Here is a 24,738-nt window from a genome sequence, read left to right on the forward strand (position 1 = left end):
CTTGGACTTGGAGGACTTGGTAATCCTTCGGGATGGTGAAGAGGTCTTCAGGCTGGGGGCCTTCGACAAAATTCTCCATATCGAGGGTGGTTTGTCCGTCGGCGGTCTGGACACGGACAGGGTTTTTCTTATCAGCGGACACCCAGACATAACTTTGTATGCCTTGGCTGGAGACATTGTATTTTTCACAGGCGATATTCCGGATGGTATCCTTACCGAGGAGTTTCCATTCGGCGTTTTTTTGGCGCCAAGAGGAGGTCGGATCGCTATCAGCAGTCATCGGTGCGGCCATGTAACGTTTGAGCTGGGGCATGAGGGTGTATTGGATGCCCTGGTCTTTACGCATGATCGTGACGATGGTTTCGGTACCGCGCTGGACTTCATAACGCCATTTGAGTTTATCAAAGTAAAATTTGATTTTAACGCCATCCGGGATGCTTTTGGAGGTGATGACCTGGTCCACACTGAAAGACTCAGGGATGACGATTTCGCTCGTGGCTTGTTGTCCATAGCTAGTGGAAATACAAATCCCGAAAAGAAAAAAGACCGTGAAATAACGGCATAATTGATTCATCCGGCTACACTGGCAAAAATCATCAAGGAATCAAGCCAACATGTACATACGGAAGAGCACCGGGGCTTGAACCCACCGACAAACCCCGGTGCAGCCTCTTTCCTATGCCACTCTGCGGCCAGAATCGTCCCATTCATCGTGACCACCGTCAGCAAAGGCGGGGGGTATCAATCCAAAATAAGAGACATAAAAGTTGATTCCCTCGCATTTCTCTCTAAAAACAAAAAAAAGTAAATTTTTGCTTGGGAGGTGATTCAGCGACCGCTGCCAGCAAAGGTGATGGTATTGCACAAAAAATCAGAAATAAAAATGCTCAATAAATTCCAAAAACTCCTCTCGATCATCGGTCCGGGACTGCTCATGGCGGGCGCGGCTATCGGTGTATCACATCTCGTTCAAGCCACCCGGGCGGGGGCGGATTTTGGATATCAACTCATCCTCTTGGTTCTTCTTTCAAATTTTATTAAATATCCCTTTTTCGAGATCGGCCATCGTTTCGCCGTGACCGGGCGCAATTTGCTCGAGGGCTATCATCAGATGGGGAGGGGGTGGCTTTATCTTTTTCTTTTCCTGAATATTTTTACCGCCGTCATCAGTCTGGCCGGTGTGACCTTTGTGACCGGAGGACTCGCGTCGAATCTCCTCCCATACGGATTCCTCAAAAGCTGGGACAATACGCTGTGGTGTGCACTCCTGCTTTTGATCTGTCTGGGACTCATTATTGTGGGAAGTTATCGGGTTCTTGAAAAATCGATCAAATGGATGATGTTCCTGCTCCTGATCTGTACGGTCGCAGCCCTCGTGGGGGCGATGATCCATGGGCCAAATGCCGCTCCGGGCTTTGTGGGGCCTTCGCCCTGGACACTGGCGGCATTGCCCTTTCTCATCGCGCTGATGGGGTGGATGCCCGCGCCCATCGAGATGTCTGTGTGGCAATCCATCTGGGTCACCCAACAAAGCAAAAGCTCCGGGGAAAAGTCCACCCGCAGGAATACCTCCATCGACTTTCATTTTGGTTATGCCCTGACCACGGGGCTGGCGGTCGTCTTCCTACTCATGGGCACGTATGTGATGTTTGGCACCGGCCAAGATTTCTCCAGTAACTCTGCTGGATTTGCGGCGCAGCTGGTCAAGATGTATACACAGACCCTCGGCGGCTGGTCTGGCCCGATTGTGTCTATCGCCGCCTTTGTCGCGATGTTTTCCACGACATTAACCGTGCTAGACGCTTACCCGCACTCGCTCTCGACGGGGGCACAAATTGCATTCCCCTCGCTCAAGCTCTCTGGCCGCCATATGCACGTTTTACTGATGATCCTCTGTTCGATCATTGCTCTGATTATTATTAATCGTTACCTCAATAGTATGAAGGCTCTCATCGACTTTGCCACGACCATCGCATTCCTCTCCGCCCCGGTATTTGCCTTTATGAATTATAAACTCATCTTTTCCGAGATCACTCCGCCAGAGCTCCGTCCAGGAATGACATTCAAGGCTCTCTGTTGGTTAGGAATTGCTTTCCTTTGCACCTTCTCTGTGCTCTTTCTATTATGGCGCTTTTACCCGGGCGTACTCTCTGGATTCTAATAAGACAAACCAGCATCAATCATCCTAAAAAGGAAAATGGGCATGGGGATTCGGAGCTGAAGGGGGCTCTCAGTGTGGGCGGGTTATTTTTCTGGGATTAGGGTGTCCTGAGTTAACCGCTGAGGAGCAGGACAGCTTGGGCGATCGAGTCTCTTTTTTCGTGCAAAATACTCACCTTTACCGTTCTTTGGCCCCCGCTTTGGACTTGTCGCCCGACTCCTTGCATGAGCATCGGGCGGGGGCAGGATCGGCATGGCCTCGGTGGATTCTTTCCCCGTGGCCTCGTGGATCCGGCACTAGACACATTCGCTTTCAGAATAAATCTCACATTTCCCGTCGAGTGTGCCACCACAAGGGCCGTTGCGCAGACTCTTTGGGGGCAACTACTCATCGGGCAGATAAGACCGGTTTTACGCAGCACACACTGCCCGTAGGTTTGACAATCAAAAAGTATTCCCTTCACAAACACCTCTGTGTGGAAAATAAGTTTTTCCGCAAGATTGGCCCGTTTGGTCTTTTGTCTTGCGGGGAGGCACTCTTGTTTTGACCAAGCAGAAAAATCAATAAACCCCTTATTTAATAGCCATTATTTCATTTAAACCCTGATGAATGATTAATCGGTCATTGTCGAGGTTGCCTTTATTCTCAAAAACAGGTTAATGTAGAAAAACCTATGATCGTACTACGTAAATTACTTTTCATTAGCCTTTTTTGCGGATTATGCCCCGTTCTTTTTGGCCAAAACCAGACCACAAATCTTAGTCCGGTGATTATCGGGGGGAATTTGCCCTACCAGATCAATGTCAGTGTTTACGATATGGGGTCATCCTCCCCTCCTGCTATCCAGAGTTATGTCTCGGCCCAAATCGGCAATGAGTGGCTCCTGCTGGCGGGGCGCACGAATGGTCTGCATAATTTCAGCAACAACGGCCTCACTAATTTCCCCCCTGCTGCACAAAACACAACGGCGTATGTGATTAATCCCGTGACCAAAGAAGTCTGGGGCCGCTCCCTTAATGACAGTTTTGCAGGATTAACGACGAACCAAGTGGATTCACTTTCATCCACAGCACCTCAGTCATATCAAAATGGTAACACCCTTTATGTCGCCGGTGGATATGTGTACAACCGTACGATCAACGATTTTAATACATTCGATACATTAACGGCCATAGATGTGGCCCAGACCATGGCTTGGGTCAAAGGCGGCGCTGGTATACTCGCATCGAATATCCGTCAGACCAATGATGCCCTTTTCCAAGTCACGGGGGGAGACCTCAAGCTCATGAATGGCCGGACTCACTTGATTTTCGGTCAAAACTTTGACGGGCCTTATACACCTGGGTCAAATGGCATCTACACCAAACAAGTCCGCTCCTTTGATGTCGTGGATAACGGGGTGAGCCTTGGATTTACTAATGTCACCATGACCACGGCTGATGATAATTACCGTCGCCGTGATTTAAATATCGTCCCGATCCGCACAAATGGAGGAGCCAATGAGGGTGTCGTCGCGCTTTCCGGGGTTTTCAATACAAACGGTGGGGTCTGGACAGTGCCCGTGGAGATATCTACCAATGGTACGCCTTCCATGGCGGATCCCACGGCGATCACCACTTTTAAGCAGGGAATGAATAATTACCGGACGGCCACCGCCAGTCTTTATTCTGGATCCCGGGATGAATCCCATACGCTGCTTTTTGGCGGGATCAGTCTGGAATATTATGACACGTTGACCGGACTGATTGTCCAGGATGATAATGTCCCGTTTATTAATAGTAACTCATCCATCATCCGTGATGGCAGTGGAAACTATACCCAATATTATCTCGGAGAAATGCCTTCGATTGCCAACGCCATGAATGGAGGGTCTAACTTCCTTTTCGGGGCATCATCTGATTTTATGCCAGTCGCGGGATTACCGACACTTTCAAACGGCATGATCGATATGGATGCCCTGACAGCGCCCACGGTGATCGGGTATATGTTCGGCGGGATCGCCGCGACGCAGCCGAATAACGGCAGCTCAGGCGCCTCCGATGTCATGTTCGCCATTACCTTTATTCCTGTGCCCGAACCCCGGACCTCGATCTTTATCCTTTTGGTTATTCCTTGCCTGATATGGTTATTACGCCGGGGTAAAGAATACCGGTGCGCTACTGGGGCACACTCACAGAGCGGCCATTATCCTTCGGGGAGAGTTTGAGGATATAAGGCGCGGCTATTTTAGCCCATGTCTCTGCTTTTGGATAGGAGGACGCGCCATCGGCCCAGCAGGTCTGGAGCATGTCCGTATTAATGATACCGGGATTTAGCGGGATGGCAGCCATGCCTTCTGGCAATTCCTGTGCGAGGGCCTTAGTCATTCCTTCAATCGCATATTTGCTAGCACAATATGGGGCGACCTGTGGTGAGGTGGAGCGGCCCCAGCCCGAACTCAGATTAATGATCATCCCGCTTTTACGCGCAGTCATCGCAGGGGCAAAGGCTTTGATAGAGTGGAATACACCTCTGAGATTCACATCCATAATGCGGGCGAAGTCCACCGGGGCGATTTCCCATAAATTTCTGGGTTCATTGATAATGCCAGCGTTATTTATGAGAATGTCCGGTGGGCCGGATGCCGCCAAGATCGCCGATGCCCAGTTCTCTACGGCTTCAAAGTCCGTCACGTCCAGCGCAGCAAATTGCGCGTTCGTAGGATAAGCGGTTTTTAATTTTTCAATCCGCTGTAAATTGCGGCCACACCCCATTGTCCGGTGCCCGAGCTTCTGGAACTCATGGATCAATGCCTCCCCTAACCCCCGTGTGCATCCGGTAATGACGATTGTTTTCATCGGCCCACGATAAACGTTTCCCGCAGGATCATGCAAAGTTTTTTCTCCTCCGAGGGTTCGTTTCAAAGGGGGTTCATCCTTGTCGCAAGATTTTTGTGGGGGTATAGTGCGGCGATATGAAAATAGCGATTGTGGGTTCAGGAGCGATCGGATGTTATTACGGGGGGCGGCTATTGCAGCACGGCTTTGATGTTCATTTCCTGATGCGTGCCGATTATGAGGCGGTTAAGGCACGGGGATTAACGATTTATACGGCCACGGAAACTATTTTCCTTGGGCACGTGCCTGTGTACCCCTCGACCACGGAGATTGGTCCGGTGGACCTTGTTATTGTCTCGCTGAAATCCACGTCAAATGACGCACTTAAAAATCTGATCCCTCCCCTGCTCCATGAAAACACCATGCTACTGACCTTGCAGAATGGCCTCGGGAATGAGGAATGCCTCGCAGAAAATTTCGGTGCAAAAAGGGTTCTCGGAGGGGTGTGTTTTATCGGGGTGAATCGAACCGGCCCCGGGGAAATCAAGCACATGGGTGAAGGCATGATTATGATGGGGGAATTCGGACGGGACCCCTCCCCACGGGCGCAAGAAATCGCCGAAATATTCATGGACTCGGGTATTCCCTGCAAAGTATCTCCTTCGCTGGCTGAGGTTCGTTGGCGTAAGCTCGTGTGGAATATCCCTTTTAACGGGTTATCAATCGCACTGGGCGGGATCACAACAGACCTGATCTTGGCGGGCGAGGAAAATACCCTGCTCGTGCGCAGGCTGATGGGAGAAGTCATTACCGCCGCAGGAGCACTGGGATTTTTAATCGAGCCTGCCTACATCGATGCCCAGGTCCATCGTACTCCCGCTTTAGGAGCTTACCGGCCATCGAGCCTCATCGATTGGCAAGCGGGTGCCCCTGTCGAAGTCGAGGCCATCTGGGGTGGACCCCTCCGCCGCGGCCTCGCAGCCGGGGTAAAGATGCCCGAGCTCGAAAAGCTCTACACGACTCTCAAAGAGACTTGCTGTAAACACACACCTTGATTCTCCTCACTCTTATCGTGACGCTCCCTCCCTTCTCATTTGTGTGGGGTAGAGTGGGTGAAATAGAGGATCGATCCATCACCCGCCGATCCCGTTTAACTGATAAAATCGGAGCAATTTGCTCGACAAGGCGATTAGAAGCGTTAACAGCGCATATATATGAATGAATCGATTCTTTTCCACCATTCCCGCGTCCGTGAGCTAGAAGCCTTTAAAGCCGTAGAATCTGACGACACGATGCCGCTTCATATTTATCCGGCATTTATTGGTTCACGCATCCTTTCCTTCGGGCTGGATGCGACAGGCATGCAAGGGCTGGATGCGCGCCAGGCGGAGTATCCCCTTTTCCAATCACAATACGGAGATTCCAATAACTACGACGACCTCTACGTATTCCATACCGCGGTGAAGTCCAATCATGCGATCCACAGGAAAAATGACTATGTCCGGATGCCGCTAGGGTGGATTGATTATTCCCTGACGATGGACGGAAAAGAATATTCCCCCGAGCAAATTGCTCAGGAGGCTAAAAACTGGAGGCGCACCTTTGATCTGGCCAAGGTACTCTGCACGACAGAATACGACTTGAACGGGGTTTGGGTGTCCATTGAGAGTTATTGTACCCGGGAAACTATTATGCCTCGGTTTAACTTTGCACTCGTCGCCCTCGACGGAAAAAGTCATGAGGTCGAGATTGAAAGCCGGATTCATTTTACTCTGCGTGATGGGACTCCGATTTTCGAGGCCCTCCCAAAGGCCTGGAAACAGGGGAGCATAACAGGATTTTCCCTGACAGCGAGTAACTGTGAGAAATTTCAAGTCATGGAAGATTATCCGCTTACCTATGCGATTAAGGGAGGAAATCCCTTTCAATCAAACAATTTGCTCGGGGTAAAAAAGAAGTTAAGCGTCAAAAAAGAAGGAACCTCCACCGCTGCATTCGCCTTTTATTTTGGTTCCCACCAATCAAATAGTCACAATGATGAAAAAGCAGTAAATCTATTAACAAGCCTCGACCCTGTATCTAAACACGAAAATCTCATGAAGGATTATTGGATGACTCGTGCTGCCATTTCCACGGGGGATATTCGTCGTGACTGGCTTTATCATTATAATATCTATCTGGCTGATTTTGGCACCACGATGGAGTTCGGCGCACAATGTTCGGGTAATTTCGTCCCTTTCCATCTGGGAGACCGGGTATTCTGGGATTCCCACCATATTATCGACGGGATACTCCATGTCGGTGCGATAGACCATGCGCGGAAAAAGATTGATTGGCTAGAGAAAGCCCTTGTCGCCAATAAGGGGCGCCGCCCTTTTTACTGGATGGTCCACTATAATGGGAAGACTGAATCCAGTGACACGGGGTTCATGTCGATTTGTGCTCATGCGATGTCCGCCCAGCGTATTGCGCAATTTGCGCAGGATACAGCCTTAACCAAACGTTGTTTTGCTATAGTGGATGCCTGTGTCAAATTTGCCATCACCGAGAAATTTTTTGAGAAAACCCCGGAAGGGTGGATTCTTTCTACTGTATCAGCGACCGATGTGACTTTCTCTGATGAATTTATGGAGAAGGCGAAAAATAATACATACACTTTCTGCTGGTTTTTAAGTGTCCTCGCCAAAGGTCACGAAATGGCCTCAACCGCCGGTAAACATAACGCCGCTCATTGGAAACTGGCCAAAGAAATTACAGAAAATTATTATCTCGAACAAAACGAGAATGAATACCTCGATCAACGTGATGGAAAAACCGGGGAAAGACATGATTCATATCTCCCCGTCCTCTGTTATCCCACTGAGGGCCAGCACTGGGTGGAGAAACATAAATATCAATTTACGAGGATGTTACATGACCATTATTGTAGTAATATGGCCTTTGTCGGATTCAAAATGCCATGGCCTATGCAGTGGGGTGCCGCCAGCGATTTCCGGGCAGGCATTCCTGACGCCGGCGAAGCCCGATTGAGGAATTCATTTGATTATTATGTCGGTCTCGGTCTTCCCTGCGAAGGTGAATCCGAAACCCTGACGGGCACTACCCAACCCTATCTTTCTGCCAGCGGGACCCTTTTAACCGCACAGAGTGAACAATTCTTTTACACAGACTTTTTCACCGGTGATATCAAACTTTTCACCTCCTTCGGGCGGAATCAAGAAATCAAAAGTTCCTCATTTGAAAGGATTTATGGATCTGGAGGATTAGTGGCGAGCGGATGTTATTCCCCCACCGAAATCGAAGTTTCCATTCATTCAAAAAGTAATAAAGTGGTGAATGCAGAAATTTTGGTTCCTTATTTGATCCGACACCAAAATGTGGAGCTGATGGTGAATGGTAAAGCAGTCGCCCATGAAGCTCTCAAGGAGAAATTCTTCCCGTTCATCGACTCGGAAGATAAATGGCGGACATTCACCTTTGCAGGGAAAACTATTTCGATCCCGGCGCTGGCCTTGAAAAAGGGATTAAATAAAATCACGCTGAAGGCGGCGCCTGCGAAAATTTTTAATCCGTCCAAAACGCTGGTTTATGACTTTAATTTCTTTGGGAAATCACTCGGCAAATTGCTCGGGGGTGAAGATAAAGTCCATCTCGTTAATATTCGCCGGGATTTTGTGGAAATATTACCACAGGCTGACTTTGCGATATCGACGGATCCAACGTGGAATCCCCAGGGCCGTGAATATGAAGTTTTGGAGCAATTTGTCCAAGGCGGTGGGAAACTCGTCTTATTTTATGAGACAGCCCATAAATCAAATACGCTGAGCAAATTGCTGGGCCTTTCGCTGGATCATACTTGCGGACATCGATGGACACAGGAGCCTCTCAAGACAAAAATCCAGAAAACAAAGTATGCCGGGAAGGCCTTACCATCATCTGTGGAATTTTTGGATGAAGTCCGTTTGAAGGGTGAAGTAGCGGAGGATGTGGAGATTCTTTACACAACAACTGATGATGCGGTTTATTGCACAAAACGCAAAGTCGGGGACGGGGAAGTCCTCTGGATTGCTTCAGGACAATCCTACCTCACCCACCGCGACTTTTTAAAATCAAAGGCCTGGCAGGAATGGTTCATCCAGATTTATCACTCACTTATTAAAGTGTAATGATATAATAATTTAGTGGGTTATTACCCGATATCATGTCTAATGAAAATTTTCGATAAAACATCGACGTAAAAATCAACTAAGGTAACCTTCATCTATGTTAAAAATCCGTATTTTGTCCGTGACATTTATTTGCCTATTATTGGCCGTGAGTTGTTCGAAAAAACAAGAGGATCAGGTAGAAGTTCCAGTCGCCTCTAAAAAAACGCCTCTCTTTTCCCAAGATCAAATCAAAGTAACCATTCCTGCTGGTTACCGTCTTGTGACTGTAGTCGTCGATGATGAGAGTGGGGTACGTGCGCGCAATTTGCTCTCGATGCAGCCTGTCGAGAAATTTGGTGGCACACCCGACTCTGGACAGCCCCAGACATTAACGGTTTCGTGGGATGGAAAAGATGATGATGGAAAACCGGTCCCGGCAGGAATGTATCGTGTGCGTGGCCTCACCCTCGAGGGATTAGATGCACTTTACGAATATAGCTTTTACAATCCTGGCACTCCTGCCTGGCACATGTATCCGAATAGTGCTTGGGGTTCAAACCACGGGGATGGAGTCGGGATCGCCGCTATCTCGGATTCTGCTTCGACGAATTTAGCGGCGGTCGTGTCATTTTCCGCTTCGGAAGGGACTGATTATGCGATTGCCATCGGCAAAGACGGAAAAAAGAAATGGGGACTCTATCAGGCGTGGGGAGCTTCCTGGGCTGTGGCGGTGGACAATGATGTCCTCTATCTGGCGGCACAGAATGGCTTGCGCAGGATGTCTGCGGCTGATGGGAAAGTCATCGGTTGGAAACGCCCCGCGGGTACCATTCCCGAAATCAAGGCGCCGGGCATCATTTATTCCGTCGCGGTCGGCCCTAACGAAGGAGCTTTTTCGATTACCCCCGATGCCAAACAAAAAACGGCGGACATTTGGTTTTTTGACAAGGAAATGGGCAAAACTAATGCCGTGGCTGTTTTAGATAAACCCATGCATTTGGCCTATTCAAACGATGGCACCCTTTATGGAACGGATAAAGAATTCACCAAACTCGTCACGATCGATAAATCAGGAACCCAGACGCCCGTGACGTTGGCTGGTCTCGAAAAGCCGGGTCCTCTGGCTTTCGATAAGGAAGGGAATCTCTATATTCTCGATAGTGGTGCAGATTATCAAATCAAGGTTTATTCCCCCGCTAAAGATCTCATCCGCACCATCGGTGTCAAAGGCGGCGCTAAAAAGGGAGTCCAGTATGACGAGAATGGTTTCTTTAAGCTCTTGGCCCTTTCCGTGGATAACCAAGGCAATATCTGGACCAGCGAAGGCGCGCACCCCCGCCGTCAAGCCCTCTGGGACAAGGACGGTAAACTCCAGAAACAATTTGTCGGAAGCACTTACTACGGTGGATGGAATACCGCGCTCCATAACCAAGATCCCAAACGGGCATTTGTGTGGAATGCCGAACTGGAAGTCGATCCTTCCCAGACGCAGTCCTATAAGATAAAGAAATTCGTCACGAGCAATAAGAAAGAAGGCAGCAAGCTCAATACGGAATTAGGAGGGGTCGGCGTGTGGTTCCACCGAAATGAATTTTTCCGTAGTGATGCCTCCGGCCAACCACATGACTATATGCTTTATACACAATGCGCTTACCCGATTATTTTCCTGGCAAAAAACGGGGATTACCGTCCGGTGGCGGCGATGTGGACGAAGGTGGGGGCTTGGCCTCAAGTGACCCCTTGGAGCCGGCCAGCGGATCCGGAAGGAACGGTGTATGTCTGGAGTGACTTGAATGAGGACGAAGACATCCAGGAAAATGAGGTCGTGGTTATTGAAGGCTCGAAAGGGCGGGGTATTCCCGGGTGGATGTTCCCGATGAGTGCCTCCTTTGATTTTTATAATGGGGGGTTTGCGATTAAACCCACACGGTTCCTGCCCAGCGGAGCACCCGTGTATGAAAAGACCACGATCACCAAACAGGAGTTCAAAGGCCACGATAAAGTCATCGACACCTTGACAAACGATCCGAATAACCGCCCAAAACCGGATCAATTTTATATCCGTATCGGAGACCATCTTTATTCAGGGTACGGCGACTGGCCCACCTACTTTACAGGCAAACATGTCTGGACTGACATGAAAGGTAATGTCGTCGCCACACGCAAAATCTTCGGCGGAGCAGTCCACGGCTCCATGGCCATAGGTCCTGTGCCCCAAGGTGAAATGACGGGTGAACTTTTTATTGCCGGTGCAGCCAAGGTCAATGACGAGGTGGGTGCCGTCATGGCGATCCACGGGAATTATGGACAGGTTTATTTCCTCACAGAAGACGGGATATTCATTTCCAGTATGTTTAAAGATACCCGTGATAATCCTGAAGGTTGGGGCGCGGAAGCCGAACGGGGTAAGTCATGGAAAAATATCAGTATGTACCAGGAATCTTTCTGTGGGTGGTTCGGCAAACAGGATGACAATAAATTCCGTTATACATTTGGCCACACCTCAGGTAACGTCGTGGAAATCACCGGGCTGGATAAAATCAAACGTTTTAATACAGGCTGGGTCGAGATCAAAGCCCCTGCCGACGCACCGGCAAAATAATCAACGACCACCGTCTGGAAAGACGGTGGATTGGTTTTACTCCGCCTGAAAGCTGATTATCGTACTCATTTTAAAGGGGCAAGGGTCGGGAAAGCTCCACTTAATGTGAATAACTTTGTGAATATCCCGTTAAAAAGTCGGAGCAACTTGCTCTTGAGGTCAGGGGTGTGAAACTTATGATTTGAGGATGGCCCAGCAAAGTGTACTCAAACCTGACTTTAATAAAACCGCTCACCCGCAAAATCCTGTCGTCCAGCTCGACCGCCTCCCGCCCCATGCCATCGATGCGGAGAAATGTATCTTAGGCAGTATTTTCCTTAATCCCCGTGACTCCGTGAGCCTCTGCCAGGAACGCCATATCACACAGGATTATTTTTATGATTCAAAGAACCAGTTGATTTTCCAAACCGTCTCCGACATGACCACACTGGACCGTTCCCCCGAGTCCGTGGATCTCGTCACTGTCACCCAAAAGCTCCACGACCGTGGCCAGCTCGATCAAGCCGGGGGGAGCACTTACCTGACAGAAGTCGCTACCTCGGTCGCCACGGCGGCGAACCTCATTTTTTATCTCGATATCCTCCGGGAAAAATATCTTTTACGCCAGATTATCATCAAGGGAACAAGCCTCGTCCAAGAAGCCTACGGGTTACCCGAGGAAGTGGAGAATTTCGTCGATAAGGCGGAGCGTGAGATTCTGCAAATCCGTCAGGATTCACTCAAAGGTAATACCGTAGCCATCCGAGACGCGGTCAATAAAGCCATGATCCAGATCGAGGCGATTTTTGCGGATAAAAAGCCGGTCACCGGCCTGGAAACCGGATTTTATGAAATCGATAAACTCACCGCTGGGCTCCATCCGGGCAACCTCGTTATTGTCGCCGCCCGTCCCGGTATGGGAAAAACCGCATTTGCGCTGAATATTGCTGAACATGCCGCGGTTAATCTCAAACAAGGCGTCGCCATCTTCAGCCTCGAAATGTCCACTGAGGAACTCGTGAAACGTTTTATCTGTTCACGATCCCGGATCAATTTGCGCGATGTACAAACCGGATTCCTCGATCAAGGCAGGGGTGATTTCCAACGGTTAACCATGGCCGCTTCAGAATTCTCCGCTTCCCCGATTTTTATCGATGACTCAGGTGGAATGAAAATCGGCCAGCTCATGGCGATCGCACGCCGGCTCAAGCAGCGCCAAGACATTAAACTCGTGATCGTCGATTATCTCCAGCTTCTCACGAGTGAATCCAAACAAGCCCGGGACAGCCGTCAAAATGAAGTCTCGGAAATTTCCCGTGGACTGAAAGCCTTAGCGAAGGAACTTAACGTGCCCGTCATCGCCCTCTCGCAGCTTAACCGTAATGCTGAAAAAAGTGACAGTAATCGTCCGAAACTCTCCGACCTGCGCGAGTCGGGCTCCATCGAGCAGGATGCCGACGTCGTCATGCTCCTCCTGCGCAAAGAATATTATGCTGAAAATGAAGAGGACCGTGAGAAACTCCGTAACCTCGCCCAAGTCATCATCGCTAAACAACGTAACGGCCCCACCGGCGACATCGACCTCGTCTTCATGAATCAATTCACCCGCTTTGAAAACTCTACGCACAAAGTGCACGACGAAGAAGACGAGTCAGAGCAATATGGCGAGTAAATCCTAGAGTCGCGTTTATGATTTTGTCATAACCCGCATATATTTTTCGATTGTATCTCCCGCTACAATTCTACCCACTCGAAAACACGATGCTCCTGGATTTTAGTGATTAGGGTCGTAAGGAAATTGGTTGTTTTCAAGTATGAGACTGTATTTTTCTCCGCTGTCCTGACTTTGTCGGGCAAGTGAGCCCTGCTTGTGGAGGGGCAGAGTTTCACACGTACATACGGCATTTGGCAACCGGGCCGGTCGCCCTACACAAAATGAGTTTGGACAAACCGTCTCCATGATCTTTCGTGCCTTTCATGTTCTTCGTGGTGCAATTTGCTCATGGTGGATGAAAAAAAGAAAAGTCAGTTCGCAGGTTGCCTGCGGCAATTTGCTCCCCTTGTATTTCACGAGGAGTGACCTGAATCCTGACAAGTACATACTTGTCTTTTTTCGATTTGGTTTATGACAAAAGTCTTAGGTGAATTTCCTAAGACTTTTTCATACACTTATCGAACCTTGCGTATTTTTCTCCGGTAAATGGCACGGGTGAATCCACGATTAAATCATTTCCATGAGATATGGTAGTCAATGATAAGTCGTTATAAGGAGTAATGTTTAAAATAATATTGCCAAAAACTACCGCTTATCGATTTTTTACTACCGCTTATCGATATAATCTTTCCTTTTTAGGAGAGTGAGTTATTTTTTACGTATAGCACTATAAATGAATAAGTTCGGTGTTTTTTCACCGCTTATTTTCTGAGCGGTCTTATGAATGAGAGTTACTCGGTACATACGCTTATTATATTTTGTCCTATTTGTCAGTCTCTGGATAAGCTTTGACCGTATCTATGCACAAGTCTGGGACGGGAGTGCGAGTACTACTTGGAATGATGCCAATAACTGGAATACACCGGTTGCCGTTCCGGGAGCCACGAGTAATGCGATTTTTAATGTGGCCACCGGAAATGACCCGAATTTCACAGCCGCTGCCTCCGTGGGAAGGTTGACATTCACCGGAACAAGCGATGCGGAAATTTTTACAGGAGCTGCCCTGACCATCAATGGGATCAGTGGCATCGGGATCGACAATCAAATTGCCCAGATCCACACATTTAATAATCCCATCGTCGTCGGTGGATCACAAACATGGCAATCAACGGCGGCTGGGGGGGGACTGACTTTCAACAGCACAATCAATCTCAGCAGTTTTAACCTTACATTCGATCCCCAGACACTTACCAGCACCATCGCCTTGAGCACGGGCGCGGGTGATGTCATCAGCGGGACGGGGTCCATGACAAAAAATGGCCTCGGCGCAGTGACTTTAGGTAATGTCGCCAACACCTTCAGTGGCGGATTCACCCTGAACCTCGGAACAGTGAGTATCGCCAACAATGCCTCATTAGGAACCGGGACCGTCACCCTTTCCGGGGGGACATTAACCCCTACGGCGGATTTAACTCTGGCCAATAACCTGACAATCAATGATAATACCACCATTTCCGCCGCAAATAACGTGGATTTGATTTTTTCGAGCAGTACAATCAGTGCCTCGGCCGGAAATACCCTTACGATCAATAACTCCTCAGGTGCAGGCACGATGTCTGTCGGCTTTTCCGGGAGCGGATTTAACTTTGCCTCCGGGATCAATCTCAATAATGCCTTTTCGCAATTCAGGGGTTTGAACACAGCCGGTACCCAGACTTTTAGTGGCCCGATATCGGGCGCTGGAACTGTCTTGCGTAATGCAGCAGGAGGGACAACGGTTCTTTCTGGGAACAACACCTTCTCGGGGGGCACCACCATTACCCTTGGCACATTGGAATCCCAGAGTACGGCGGGCCTAGGCACAGGTAATGTCTCGCTCAATGGCGGCACACTCGCGGTTACGACGGCGAACCAATCGTATAACCAAACCTTCACCGCAAATGCAGCCTCCACGATCAATGTCGCCACAGGGATTACCTTAAGCATCGGGAATGCCGCCAATGACCTCAGGGGTGCCAACGCTCTCACCAAAACGGGGGGAGGGACACTCTTACTGCCGTTTTCAAATAATTACTCCGGACAGTGGACCGTTACGGCAGGCACACTCCAGTCCGCAGCCAATGGGTCCTTAGGGAGGGGCAATATGATTTTAAACGGGGGTACCCTGTCGGCCTCGGCCGTAAACCAATCTTATGACCGCACGATTACGGTTAATGCGGCTTCAGGCATAGATGTGGCCAGCGGGATCAGCCTGAACCTAGGTAATGCCGCTAATGATCTCACCGGTGCCGGAAACCTGAGCAAATCCGGGACAGGCACTCTCATTATCGATCAAGCCAATAACTGGACAGGGGCCATGACCATCAGTAACGGCATCGTTCAAATCGCTAATGCCACCGCGCTGGGAACTGCCGCCGGTGGAGTCAGTGTAATCAGTGGCGCCACATTGCAAATGAGTAATGGCATCACATCAGTAGCGGGGGAAACCTTGACATTAAATGGGACCGGTGCAGGCGGCATCGGGGCGCTCAATAACGGATCGGGAAATAATACGTGGAATGGGAATATGATCTTAGCTTCTGATTCCAGTATAATAAATGATGTAGCCGGAACTACATTGACCTTTCAATCCTACGGACCCACCCGGCGTGACCTGACGAATAACGGTTTTGTCCTCACCATTGACGGGGCGGGGGATGTCCGGTTCAACGGACAAACCACCGGTACGGGCGGGCTAATTAAAAATGGAACAGGAACATTTTTATTAACCGACGGGGGACTCGCTTCATTTTCTTCTTACAGCGGAAATACATTGATTAACTCGGGCACAATGATTCTGGATATGGGTAATACCACGTATTCGCCTTTAGGAGGAACCATGACTGTCGGGGACGGTGTCGGGAGCGATTTATTAATGCTCAGGTGGCGGAACCAATTAAGTGGTACTGCCGACCTTATGATCAAGTCCTCCGGGCGTGTGGAATTAGACGATTTTTATGGCGGCACAAAAAGTCAGACTATCGGACTCCTGCGTATGGAGGGGGGTGGTTTCATCACCAATGATGCGAATTTTAACTTGGTCCTAAACTCAAATGTCGTCCGAGAGATTACAGGGAATACCTCCGCTGTGATTGCCGGTCGACTCGATTTAGGCGGCACCACACGCACATTTTATATCAGCAATAATGCCACAGCTTCCCAAGACATGGTTGTATCGGCCGTCCTCTCTAATGGTTCACTCACCAAAGAAGGAGCCGGGACCCTGACATTATCAAATGCTAATACCTACACCGGTGATACGACGGTCAATGCCGGGGTACTCGAAACAGCCAATAACAGTGCGCTCGGGTCGAGCGGGAGGTTGATCGTCTCTAATGGTGCCATCGTGAGCAACACCTCCACATCCGTCAACGGGGCGGGGATATATTCGGCAGCAAACCGTTCAGTCATTGTTACAGGGAGCGGCTCCACCTGGACAAATCCCGGGATATTGTCTGTCGGTGATTCAACCGCCGGTAATTCATTAACAATCAGTAATGGGGGCACGGTTTATTCTACCAACCTCATCGTGGGATCCACCGTGGCCTCGACTGGGAACTCCGTGGGTATTTCCGGTGGGTCTAGCTCCCTGATCGTGACCAATAGCACAGGCTCCGGACTCATCGATATCCGGCGCGGGACTAATACCCAGGACGGTGGCTTGGTCCTTGTGGATAATCTTTCCGTGACCAATGCCTCAGGGGCTTACCGTTTAAACGGTGGCACTCTCTCGGTGAATGGGAACGCGACAAATAACAACGGCCAACTCTTTTTTGTCGGTAACGGCAGTTCCTCGGCCCTTTATAATTCCGACGGGGGCAGCCATGTCTTTGCTAATGGGTTAGTCATCTCAAATAATGGCACGATGAATATGACGAATAACTCCATCATCGCAAATACCGTCATCGCGGCGGGGGGGAATTTAACCCTCGAAGGGTCCGTCACGAACCAAGGAAGTTTTTTAAACCAAAGCAGTCTCATGTCGGTCAATGTCTCCGAAGCCTCCGGGGATATGTTTTATGTCACCGGGAATATGACGAATTCCGGAACGATAAATCTCAATAATGAAACGGGAGGATCATCTAATCCCACTTTCCAAGGAATCGATTTTGGAGGGACATCATTCACAAACTCGGGAACCATTGTCTGGAATTTTTCCGCCCCTCCATCCGGGGGATTAGGCACACCATTAAATCCCTATCTCGGCGGGATGCGTTCCACAAATAATATTTTTGCTGCCTACCAAAATCCCAGCGGGTTTTTCACAAGCGGGTTTACAGTGACAGGCCTCAACTCTAACCAATATTTGAAGAGTGCCTTCAGTGGTGGATTTTATTATCTCGCCGTGATTCCTGAACCTTCCACTTATGTCCTATTTGCCATCGGACTGGCTGGAATACTCTACCATATAAGATTGAGCCGTAAAAGCGCCCCATTTAAAAACCGTCAGGCCCGATCACAAAGCTAATCATTTCCGCGCTGTCAGCCGTGATCAGACGGTCGGGTAAGGCTCGCCAATCAGCTCTGTCATCGTGGCAAACTCGAAACCTTTTTCGAGTAATCCGTCGAGGATACGCGGCATGGCTTGAGCCGTTTGCTGGTGCATGTCATGGCAAAGGATGATCGAACCACCCCGGGCCTGACCGACAGCACGTTCGACAATCTTGTCTACACCCGGGCGGCTCCAGTCGACGGTATCCACAGACCAATAAGCCACTCCCAAACCCATATCTAAGGCGATCGGGCCTTGTGACTTTTTAAAGGCACCATAAGGGGGGCGGAACCATGCTGGATAAACTCCGAGGGTATTACCGATGATCGACTGGGTTCTGCGGAGCTGGTCGTAAACTTTTGCCGTCGACATGAGGCTGAGATTTGGATGGGTAAAAGTATGGTTAGCCACCTCGTGTCCGGCCGCAGTGACTTCCTTAGCGAGTGCAGGGAATTCTTTGATCCTTTCGCCAATCATGAAAAAAGTGGCTTTGAGTTTGCGGTCTGAGAGGTTTTTCAGGATGGAATCAGTGACTCCAGGGGTCGGGCCGTCATCGAGGGTGAGCGCGATTTTTTTGGAGGTGGATGGGCCGGAATTCACAAAACGAGCTAACACTTTTGTCGGGTCACTGACATCATTAACAGGGGTTTTAACCATTTCTTCTGCACGGGAAATCCGGGGTAGGAATACTGTGCCGGCCGCACCAAACGCGATTGTTTTAAGAAAGTCTGATCGTTTCATAGGTATATGTGGATCAATCCCGGGGTATGGCTCCTGTCACACAAAAGCTGATTAGTCGGAAAAAATCGTAAAGGACGCATTTTGCCCTGATTTATACAAAAATCAACCCCTGATTAGCTAAAAAATATTTTTACTCCCATTTCCCGACGCTGGTTTGATTGTTTTTACTCCCTCGGCTGTACCCAAAAGCAAGGTACTCGCTGGGCTCCGGGCAAAAAGTCCATTACTGACCACACCGGCGATTTGATTAATGCGGCTTTCGAATTCGACAGGATGCGTAATGGACAAACCATGTACGTCCAGAATTAAATTCCCATTATCGGTCGTGAACCCTTCACGTAGGACGGGTATCCCGCCCCATTCCGTTAATTTCCGGGCTACAGCAGCCCTAGCCATCGGGATGACTTCCACAGGGAGGGGAACTCTGCCCAAGACTTCGACCCATTTGCTTTCATCTGCGATACAGATGAATTCCACCGCCACGGAAGAGACGATTTTTTCACGGGTCAAGGCGCCCCCGCCGCCTTTGATCATTTCGAGGGCAGGATTCACCTCATCTGCGCTGTCGATATAAACCGAGAGTTTATCCACATCATTCAAATCAAAAACTCGGATGCCTAGGGCGGCCAAACGTTTTGCACTGGCTTGCGAAGAGGAAACAGCTCCTTGGATACTTTTTTTTATTTCCCCGAGGGCATCGATAAAATAATTAGCCGTGGTCCCAGTGCCCACACCGATGATTGTATCCGTCACTATATATTCCAAGGCCGCTCTGGCCACAGACTTTTTTAATTCATCCTGAGTCATGGTTTTTACCTTTCTGGAATTTTTCCCCCGCTGAAGGGTATGGCGTGAGGGAAATATTTTATAGGCTTGCCTATGGCCACAAGCTGACTTTAATGGGGAGATTATGCAACCCAAATCCATCTTTTCCCTAGCCCTCGCAGCGATTATTCTCATCATCGCCCTCATTATTTTTATGTCCGGTTTTTATGTCATCGACCCGCAGGAACGCGGGGTCAAAGTCACACTCGGAAATATGGATAACGATTTTCTCCGGCCCGGGGCGGGGATGAAGCTGCCCCTGGTCACATCTATCAAAAGGATCAATGTCCAGCAGGATACAAAAGAGCTCACCGCGGAATGTTTCTCCTCGGATCTCCAGCAGATCAATATCAAAGTCAAAGTCCTCTACCGCATCCCGGAAGGTTCTGTCGTCTCCATGGTCAGGGATTATGCCGGGGATCCCTTTGAAAAACTCATCCTCCCCCGTGTCCAAGAAGCCACCAAGGAAGTCACCGCCTTAAAAACCGCGGCGGACATTGTCAAGACCCGCGAACAGATCAAAATCTCCGCCCTCGACGCATCCCGGAAAAAAGTTTCTTCCCTCCTCGTGATCGAAGACCTCGTCATCGAAGACGTCGCCCTGTCTACGGAACTCGAACAAGCCATCGAAGCCAAAATGGTCCAGCAACAAGAAGCCGAAAAAGCCGTTTTCAAAAAACAACAAGCCCAGACCGATGCCGATACCGCCATCATTGCAGCCAAAGGCCAGGCTGAATCCATTCGTATCCAAGGGGAAGCCCTCGAAAAAAATCCCAAACTCGTGGACCTGAAAATGGTCGAGAAATGGAATGGGGTCTCCCCCCAAGTCGTCGGGGCCGGGACCAGTATCATGCTCCCTCTCAAACCCGAGAAAAACTAGGGGGGACAGGGGCGATCCATATTCTCGTGAGCACTTTGCGTGGGGGCCATCCTTTGATTCACTCTCTATGATAAAGGCCAAGGATGCCCGAGTACCCGCATCCTGTCGATCTCCGACGTGTAAGGGAGGCCACGGTTTTTTTACCCTTGGATCACCTGCCCGGGCGCGAGGCGCGGTTTGACTGCCTGGACGAGCTTGCGCTCTTCATCATTGAGTGCAGCCAGCAGGCGCTCGGAGGGGATGTAGTTAAATCGTGTATTACACCAGCTCGGGCAATAACGGTAGAGGAGCACCTTCCGAAATCCGGGATTCTTCCGGGCACTGGAACCATGAGTGATGCCGTCGGTGAAGATCAGCGCATCCCCGGCTTTCAGGCAACACTCGATCATCCCTTCGGCTTCACTGGCGGGTGTGTCGTAATTCGTCACGGTATTACCGCCGTCTTTCTGGCTTTTAAAATAAGGATGGGGTGTCGTCGATTTATGACTGCCGGGAACAACCGTCGTGGGGCCATCCCCCGGGCCGACATCGCTCAGGGCGACAATGATATTGATCTGGCCGACAAACCATTCCGCAGTCTGCGGATGGCGGAAGAGACCGGTCATCCAAGGCATGTGCCCGCCGGAGTGCATACCGATATATCCCCCTTGAGCCCGGACATTTAATAGGCATTCATTCAGGGAAAGGGAACCGAAGTTGCCGATATACCTTTTGACATCGGGATACCATGCTGGACTAGTCAGGAGGTCTTCAAAGACTTTTCCCCCCTCGATGATATTCTGGTAATTGACCCCGTCTTCATTCATGTAGGTCTGGACTTCGACATGGTCGATCCACTGCCCGACTTTGCTTTTGTCTACGGGATGTTCGTTGATCCATTGATTCATCTGCGCAACTTGCTCGGGGCTTACGGCGTTTTTAATCACGCGGTAACCATTCAGGTCAAAGAGGTAATCATTGAGTTCTTGTGTTTCAGGATTTGTGGCCATAGGGGGGGGATAAGAATAAGGGTTTTGTTTTTTGTGACGCGTTTCCGGGTTCAGGTCATTATCGGTAATCGCCCCTAACATACCTCTAGCTTAAAAAATGCGCCTTGTTTCTTTCACCAAAAACAAGCATGATCTCACCGTGTCAAAAAAGTTCAAATATTCGGAGTTTGTCGAGCCCGGCGGGCTTCGTTTTAATATCGGTACCGGGGTGCTCGAATACGCGGCCTTTGACATGCATAACCATGAATTCGCCGAGTTGGTGATTATTTCCGGGGGATCGGCGATCCATGTCACAGCGCAGGAGGAGTATGTCCTGAGTACGGGGGATGTTTTTGTGATTAATCCCAATGTCTCCCACGGCTTCCGCGAGATCAAAAAGCTCAAGCTCTGTAATATCATGTATGACCCATCCTTTTTTATCCCCGCGCAAACACTCAAAAAACTCGCCGGTTACCATGCCCTATTTGTACTGGGTCCCCGCCATCATGCAAAGGGCCACTTTGAAAACCGCCTGCGCCTTTCCCCCCGCCAAATGGCCGAGGTCATTCCCCAAACAGAGCGGATCGGAATGGAATACAGAGAAAAAGCCCCCGGATATGAGTCAGCCATTCAAGGTTATTTCATCACGCTGGTGACTTTCCTCGCACGTGCTTATAGCCGTGAACCCCTCCAAACGGCCAACTCCGTCAACCGCCTATCCAAGGCCGTATCGTTTCTGGAGGAGCATTCACACGAACGCCTCACCTTGGAGCGACTTGCCCGGGAAGCGCACCTTTCGGTGAATCAATTTCTCCGCCTCTTCAGGCAGAATTTCCAGACATCACCGATTGATTATTTGATCCGCCTACGTGTGCGCAAAGCCTGTGACCTGATGCGCCAGACGGACCGCTCGATTACGCAAATTGCTTTTGATGTCGGGTTCTCCGACAGTAATTATTTTTACCGCCAGTTCCGCAAGATCATGGGTGCCAGCGCACGTGATTTCCGGAAAACTGCCGAGGATCTCGGATAAAAAAACACTATCCATCGTTGAAGCTGTCCGGGTCGAGGCATCCGGGCACAAAAAAACCGTCTGCAAATTGCTCTGCAAACGGTTTAATTTTAAAAATCGAACTATGCCATATTAGGCAACATCCGAACTGACTTCGCGGCGAGGGTTGTCACGATTTGACTCTTTAGCCTCGGCTTTGGCACCGCTAACGATCAATCTCCGGCCATCGAATTCACGATTGTGGAGTTTATTCGCTGCGACACGGGCCTCTTCGATACTTTCCATTTCCACAAACCCGAATCCCTTTGAACGGTTACTGGCGCGGTCAATAATGACCTCGGCTGTAATCACCGCCCCGTGCTGGCCAAAAAGCTCTTGAAGCTCTTTTTGACCGGTGTTGTAAGGCAAATTGCCTACATACAAACGGGAACTGTTGATTGGAACTTGGGGCTCTTTATTACCGCCAAAAAGCGATTTGAGCCAAGCCGCCAAACGTTCGATGAAGCTTTTCGGGCGCTTCGGTTTGGGTGAATGGGAGCGTCCATTGCGTGAAGACGAACGACCATTGGAACGCCCTCGCGTCCTATTTCTTGGATTCATGTGAAAGAACATCCTGTTAAGGGTTACCTTAATGCCCAAGAGTAACTGAACCCTTGGGACAAGCGGGCATAATGGGAGCAAATGCAAAGGAATACAAGACTTTTTACGCGGGCACATGGATTCCCCCGGGAATGGCGGGAATCCCTGTATTTTAGCCTGTCTTGGATAAGTCGTTAATCATCTTCTTCGGCAAAGACTTTAGCATTTAATCAATTTACAACTCTGTGCAAATTGCATAAGTTGTTTGCCTAGGAAAACTTATGCCCACAAAAAACGCACAAATCCATTTTGCCAGTGTCGCCAGTGCCATTGCTGATATCCGCGCGGGGAAAATGATTATTGTGACCGATGATTCAGACCGTGAGAATGAGGGGGACCTGGTTATGGCCGCCGACAAGATCACCCCGCAAGCCGTGAATTTTATGGCCACCCACGGGCGTGGTTTGATTTGTGTGCCGCTCACCCATGTCCAAGCCGAGAAACTCAACCTCCCGTCCATGGTCGTGGATAACCGCGAAAGTTTCCGGACCCATTTCACTGTTTCTGTCGATGCCGCCAGAGGAGTCTCTACCGGGATCAGCACTTCCGACCGAGCCAAAACCATTAAAATCCTCTCTAACCCAAAAGCCAAAGCCACCGACCTCGTGCAGCCCGGGCATATTTTTCCGCTGGTAGCTAAATCCGGAGGGGTGCTCCAACGCGCCGGCCATACCGAAGCCAGTGTCGACCTCGCACGGATGGCGGGGTGTGAACCCGCCGGGGTCATCTGCGAAATCCTCAAAAGCAACGGTGAAATGGCCCGCCTGACCGACCTCGTGGCCTTTGCCCGCGAGCATGACCTGAAAATCATTTCTATCGAGGACCTTATTAAATATCGCCGGAAAAAAGAAAAACTCGTCCGCTCAATCGAAGTCATCGACATGCCCACCGACTACGGACTCTTTAAGCTCCATCTCTATGAATCCTCCGTGGATGGCGAACACCATCTGGCTCTGGTCATGGGTAAAATCAATGCGGATAAACCCGTCCTTGTCCGAGTGCACAGCGAATGCCTCACGGGCGACGTTTTTGGTTCACGCCGTTGTGATTGCGGCAGCCAACTCCACAATGCCATGGCCCTGATTGCCAAAAATAAAAATGGGATCCTCCTGTACATGCGTCAGGAGGGGCGCGGCATCGGGTTACCCGCAAAGATCAAAGCTTACAAACTCCAGGAAAAAGGTTACGACACAGTCGAGGCTAACCTCAAACTCGGCTTCCCCGCCGACCTACGCGAATACGGCCTCGGTGCCCAAATCCTCCGGGACCTCGGCGCACGCAAACTCCGGCTCATGACCAATAATCCGAAAAAAGTCATCGGCCTAGACGCCTACGGCCTCGAAATCGTCGAGCAAGTCCCCATCCGCATCAAAGCCCAACGCCACAACCGCAATTACCTCCTCACCAAACGCACTAAAATGGGGCACATGCTCTAACGAGGCCTTTTAGCCTGACTTTGATAGGGCAAGCGGCCCCTCCTACTTGCTATGGATCAGAGTCTCACGCACCATGAACGGCATTTGGCAACCGGGCCGGTCACCCTACACAAAATGAGTTTGGCCATTCCGCCTGTCATCCCTTGTACCTTTCGTGAGCTTCGTGGTGCAATCTGCGCGTGGTTGATGGAAAAAAGACCAAGTCAGTTCGTGGGTTACCTTCAGCATTCAGCAATTTGCTCAAGGGCTACGGTACGCAATGGGATCGCGGGGGGGGTGTGTTCGACAGGGGCAGGAGTTTAGTAGTAGGGACAAAGTGAATTTTGATTGGCCTGTGGGGGCATAG

The 24,738-nt window shown here is 49.9% G+C and carries 17 protein-coding genes and 1 pseudogene; 10 read left to right on the forward strand and 8 right to left on the reverse strand.

Annotated elements, in window-relative coordinates; all coding sequences use genetic code 11:
- Both SGI98_00585 and SGI98_00590 read right to left on the reverse strand, forming a co-directional pair.
- Positions 1-574, reverse strand: a 574-nt coding sequence (locus SGI98_00585) for a DUF4412 domain-containing protein (GenBank protein MDZ4741898.1), incomplete at its 3' end; no start/stop codon positions are given.
- Complete coding sequence (locus SGI98_00590) at positions 571-729, reverse strand: hypothetical protein (protein MDZ4741899.1); 159 nt, start codon at positions 727-729, stop codon at positions 571-573. The genes SGI98_00590 and SGI98_00585, both read right to left, overlap by 4 nt.
- A 154-nt stretch (positions 730-883) precedes the next feature.
- Between SGI98_00590 and SGI98_00595 the strand changes: the two genes are divergently transcribed.
- Positions 884-2,161 carry a divalent metal cation transporter gene (locus SGI98_00595; GenBank protein ID MDZ4741900.1) on the forward strand — a complete coding sequence of 426 codons (1,278 nt, stop codon included), beginning with the start codon at positions 884-886 and terminating at the stop codon, positions 2,159-2,161.
- A 320-nt stretch (positions 2,162-2,481) separates the two neighbouring features.
- Here SGI98_00595 and SGI98_00600 read toward each other — a convergent pair.
- Positions 2,482-2,624: pseudogene (locus tag SGI98_00600) on the reverse strand (methylenetetrahydrofolate reductase C-terminal domain-containing protein).
- 210 nt (positions 2,625-2,834) lie between these two features.
- Here SGI98_00600 and SGI98_00605 point away from each other — a divergent pair.
- The gene (locus tag SGI98_00605; protein ID MDZ4741901.1) at positions 2,835-4,367 is read left to right on the forward strand and encodes a hypothetical protein; all 1,533 of its coding nucleotides are present in this window, start codon (positions 2,835-2,837) and stop codon (positions 4,365-4,367) included.
- Here the strand turns inward: SGI98_00605 and SGI98_00610 are convergent.
- Positions 4,318-5,064 carry an SDR family oxidoreductase gene (locus SGI98_00610; GenBank protein MDZ4741902.1) on the reverse strand — a complete coding sequence of 249 codons (747 nt, stop codon included), beginning with the start codon at positions 5,062-5,064 and terminating at the stop codon, positions 4,318-4,320. The two genes, SGI98_00605 and SGI98_00610, sit on opposite strands and share 50 nt — an antisense overlap.
- A gap of 50 nt (positions 5,065-5,114) precedes the next feature.
- On the opposite strand from SGI98_00610, the gene SGI98_00615 reads away from it, so the two are divergent.
- The 5 genes from SGI98_00615 (at position 5,115) to SGI98_00635 (ending at position 17,867) form a co-directional block, all read left to right on the forward strand.
- Entirely contained in the window at positions 5,115-6,032 is a 918-nt protein-coding gene (locus SGI98_00615; protein ID MDZ4741903.1) for a 2-dehydropantoate 2-reductase, read from the forward strand.
- 159 nt (positions 6,033-6,191) lie between these two features.
- Entirely contained in the window at positions 6,192-9,143 is a 2,952-nt protein-coding gene (locus tag SGI98_00620) for a hypothetical protein (protein MDZ4741904.1), read from the forward strand.
- A 97-nt stretch (positions 9,144-9,240) separates the two neighbouring features.
- Positions 9,241-11,727, forward strand: a complete 2,487-nt coding sequence (locus SGI98_00625) for a hypothetical protein (GenBank protein MDZ4741905.1) — start codon at positions 9,241-9,243, stop codon at positions 11,725-11,727.
- Positions 11,728-11,914: 187 nt separating this feature from the next.
- Complete coding sequence (gene dnaB / locus SGI98_00630; protein MDZ4741906.1) at positions 11,915-13,378, forward strand: replicative DNA helicase; 1,464 nt, start codon at positions 11,915-11,917, stop codon at positions 13,376-13,378.
- 766 nt (positions 13,379-14,144) lie between these two features.
- Complete coding sequence (locus SGI98_00635) at positions 14,145-17,867, forward strand: autotransporter-associated beta strand repeat-containing protein (GenBank protein MDZ4741907.1); 3,723 nt, start codon at positions 14,145-14,147, stop codon at positions 17,865-17,867.
- Positions 17,868-17,891: 24 nt separating this feature from the next.
- Here SGI98_00635 and SGI98_00640 read toward each other — a convergent pair whose 3' ends face one another.
- Positions 17,892-18,632 carry a polysaccharide deacetylase family protein gene (locus SGI98_00640; protein ID MDZ4741908.1) on the reverse strand — a complete coding sequence of 247 codons (741 nt, stop codon included), beginning with the start codon at positions 18,630-18,632 and terminating at the stop codon, positions 17,892-17,894.
- 117 nt (positions 18,633-18,749) lie between these two features.
- Positions 18,750-19,439 carry a ribose-5-phosphate isomerase RpiA gene (rpiA, locus tag SGI98_00645; protein ID MDZ4741909.1) on the reverse strand — a complete coding sequence of 230 codons (690 nt, stop codon included), beginning with the start codon at positions 19,437-19,439 and terminating at the stop codon, positions 18,750-18,752.
- A gap of 103 nt (positions 19,440-19,542) precedes the next feature.
- Between rpiA and SGI98_00650 the strand changes: the two genes are divergently transcribed.
- The gene (locus SGI98_00650; GenBank protein ID MDZ4741910.1) at positions 19,543-20,337 is read left to right on the forward strand and encodes a prohibitin family protein; all 795 of its coding nucleotides are present in this window, start codon (positions 19,543-19,545) and stop codon (positions 20,335-20,337) included.
- Between the two features lie 140 nt (positions 20,338-20,477).
- Here SGI98_00650 and SGI98_00655 read toward each other — a convergent pair whose 3' ends face one another.
- Positions 20,478-21,326 (reverse strand): phytanoyl-CoA dioxygenase family protein, encoded by an 849-nt coding sequence (locus SGI98_00655; GenBank protein ID MDZ4741911.1) that lies wholly within the window; start codon positions 21,324-21,326, stop codon positions 20,478-20,480.
- A 139-nt stretch (positions 21,327-21,465) separates the two neighbouring features.
- Here SGI98_00655 and SGI98_00660 point away from each other — a divergent pair, with 139 nt between their 5' ends.
- Entirely contained in the window at positions 21,466-22,338 is an 873-nt protein-coding gene (locus SGI98_00660; protein ID MDZ4741912.1) for a helix-turn-helix domain-containing protein, read from the forward strand.
- 111 nt (positions 22,339-22,449) lie between these two features.
- Here SGI98_00660 and SGI98_00665 read toward each other — a convergent pair whose 3' ends face one another.
- Positions 22,450-22,917, reverse strand: coding sequence for an RNA-binding protein (locus tag SGI98_00665; protein ID MDZ4741913.1), 468 nt, complete (start codon positions 22,915-22,917; stop codon positions 22,450-22,452).
- A gap of 260 nt (positions 22,918-23,177) precedes the next feature.
- Here SGI98_00665 and SGI98_00670 point away from each other — a divergent pair, with 260 nt between their 5' ends.
- A complete protein-coding gene (locus SGI98_00670) occupies positions 23,178-24,392 on the forward strand; it encodes a bifunctional 3,4-dihydroxy-2-butanone-4-phosphate synthase/GTP cyclohydrolase II (protein MDZ4741914.1) in 1,215 nt (404 codons plus the stop codon).
- The last annotated feature ends 346 nt before the right edge of the window (positions 24,393-24,738 follow it).

This window comes from Verrucomicrobiota bacterium (genome assembly GCA_034440155.1).
In the GTDB taxonomy this organism is placed as follows: domain Bacteria; phylum Verrucomicrobiota; class Verrucomicrobiia; order JAWXBN01; family JAWXBN01; genus JAWXBN01.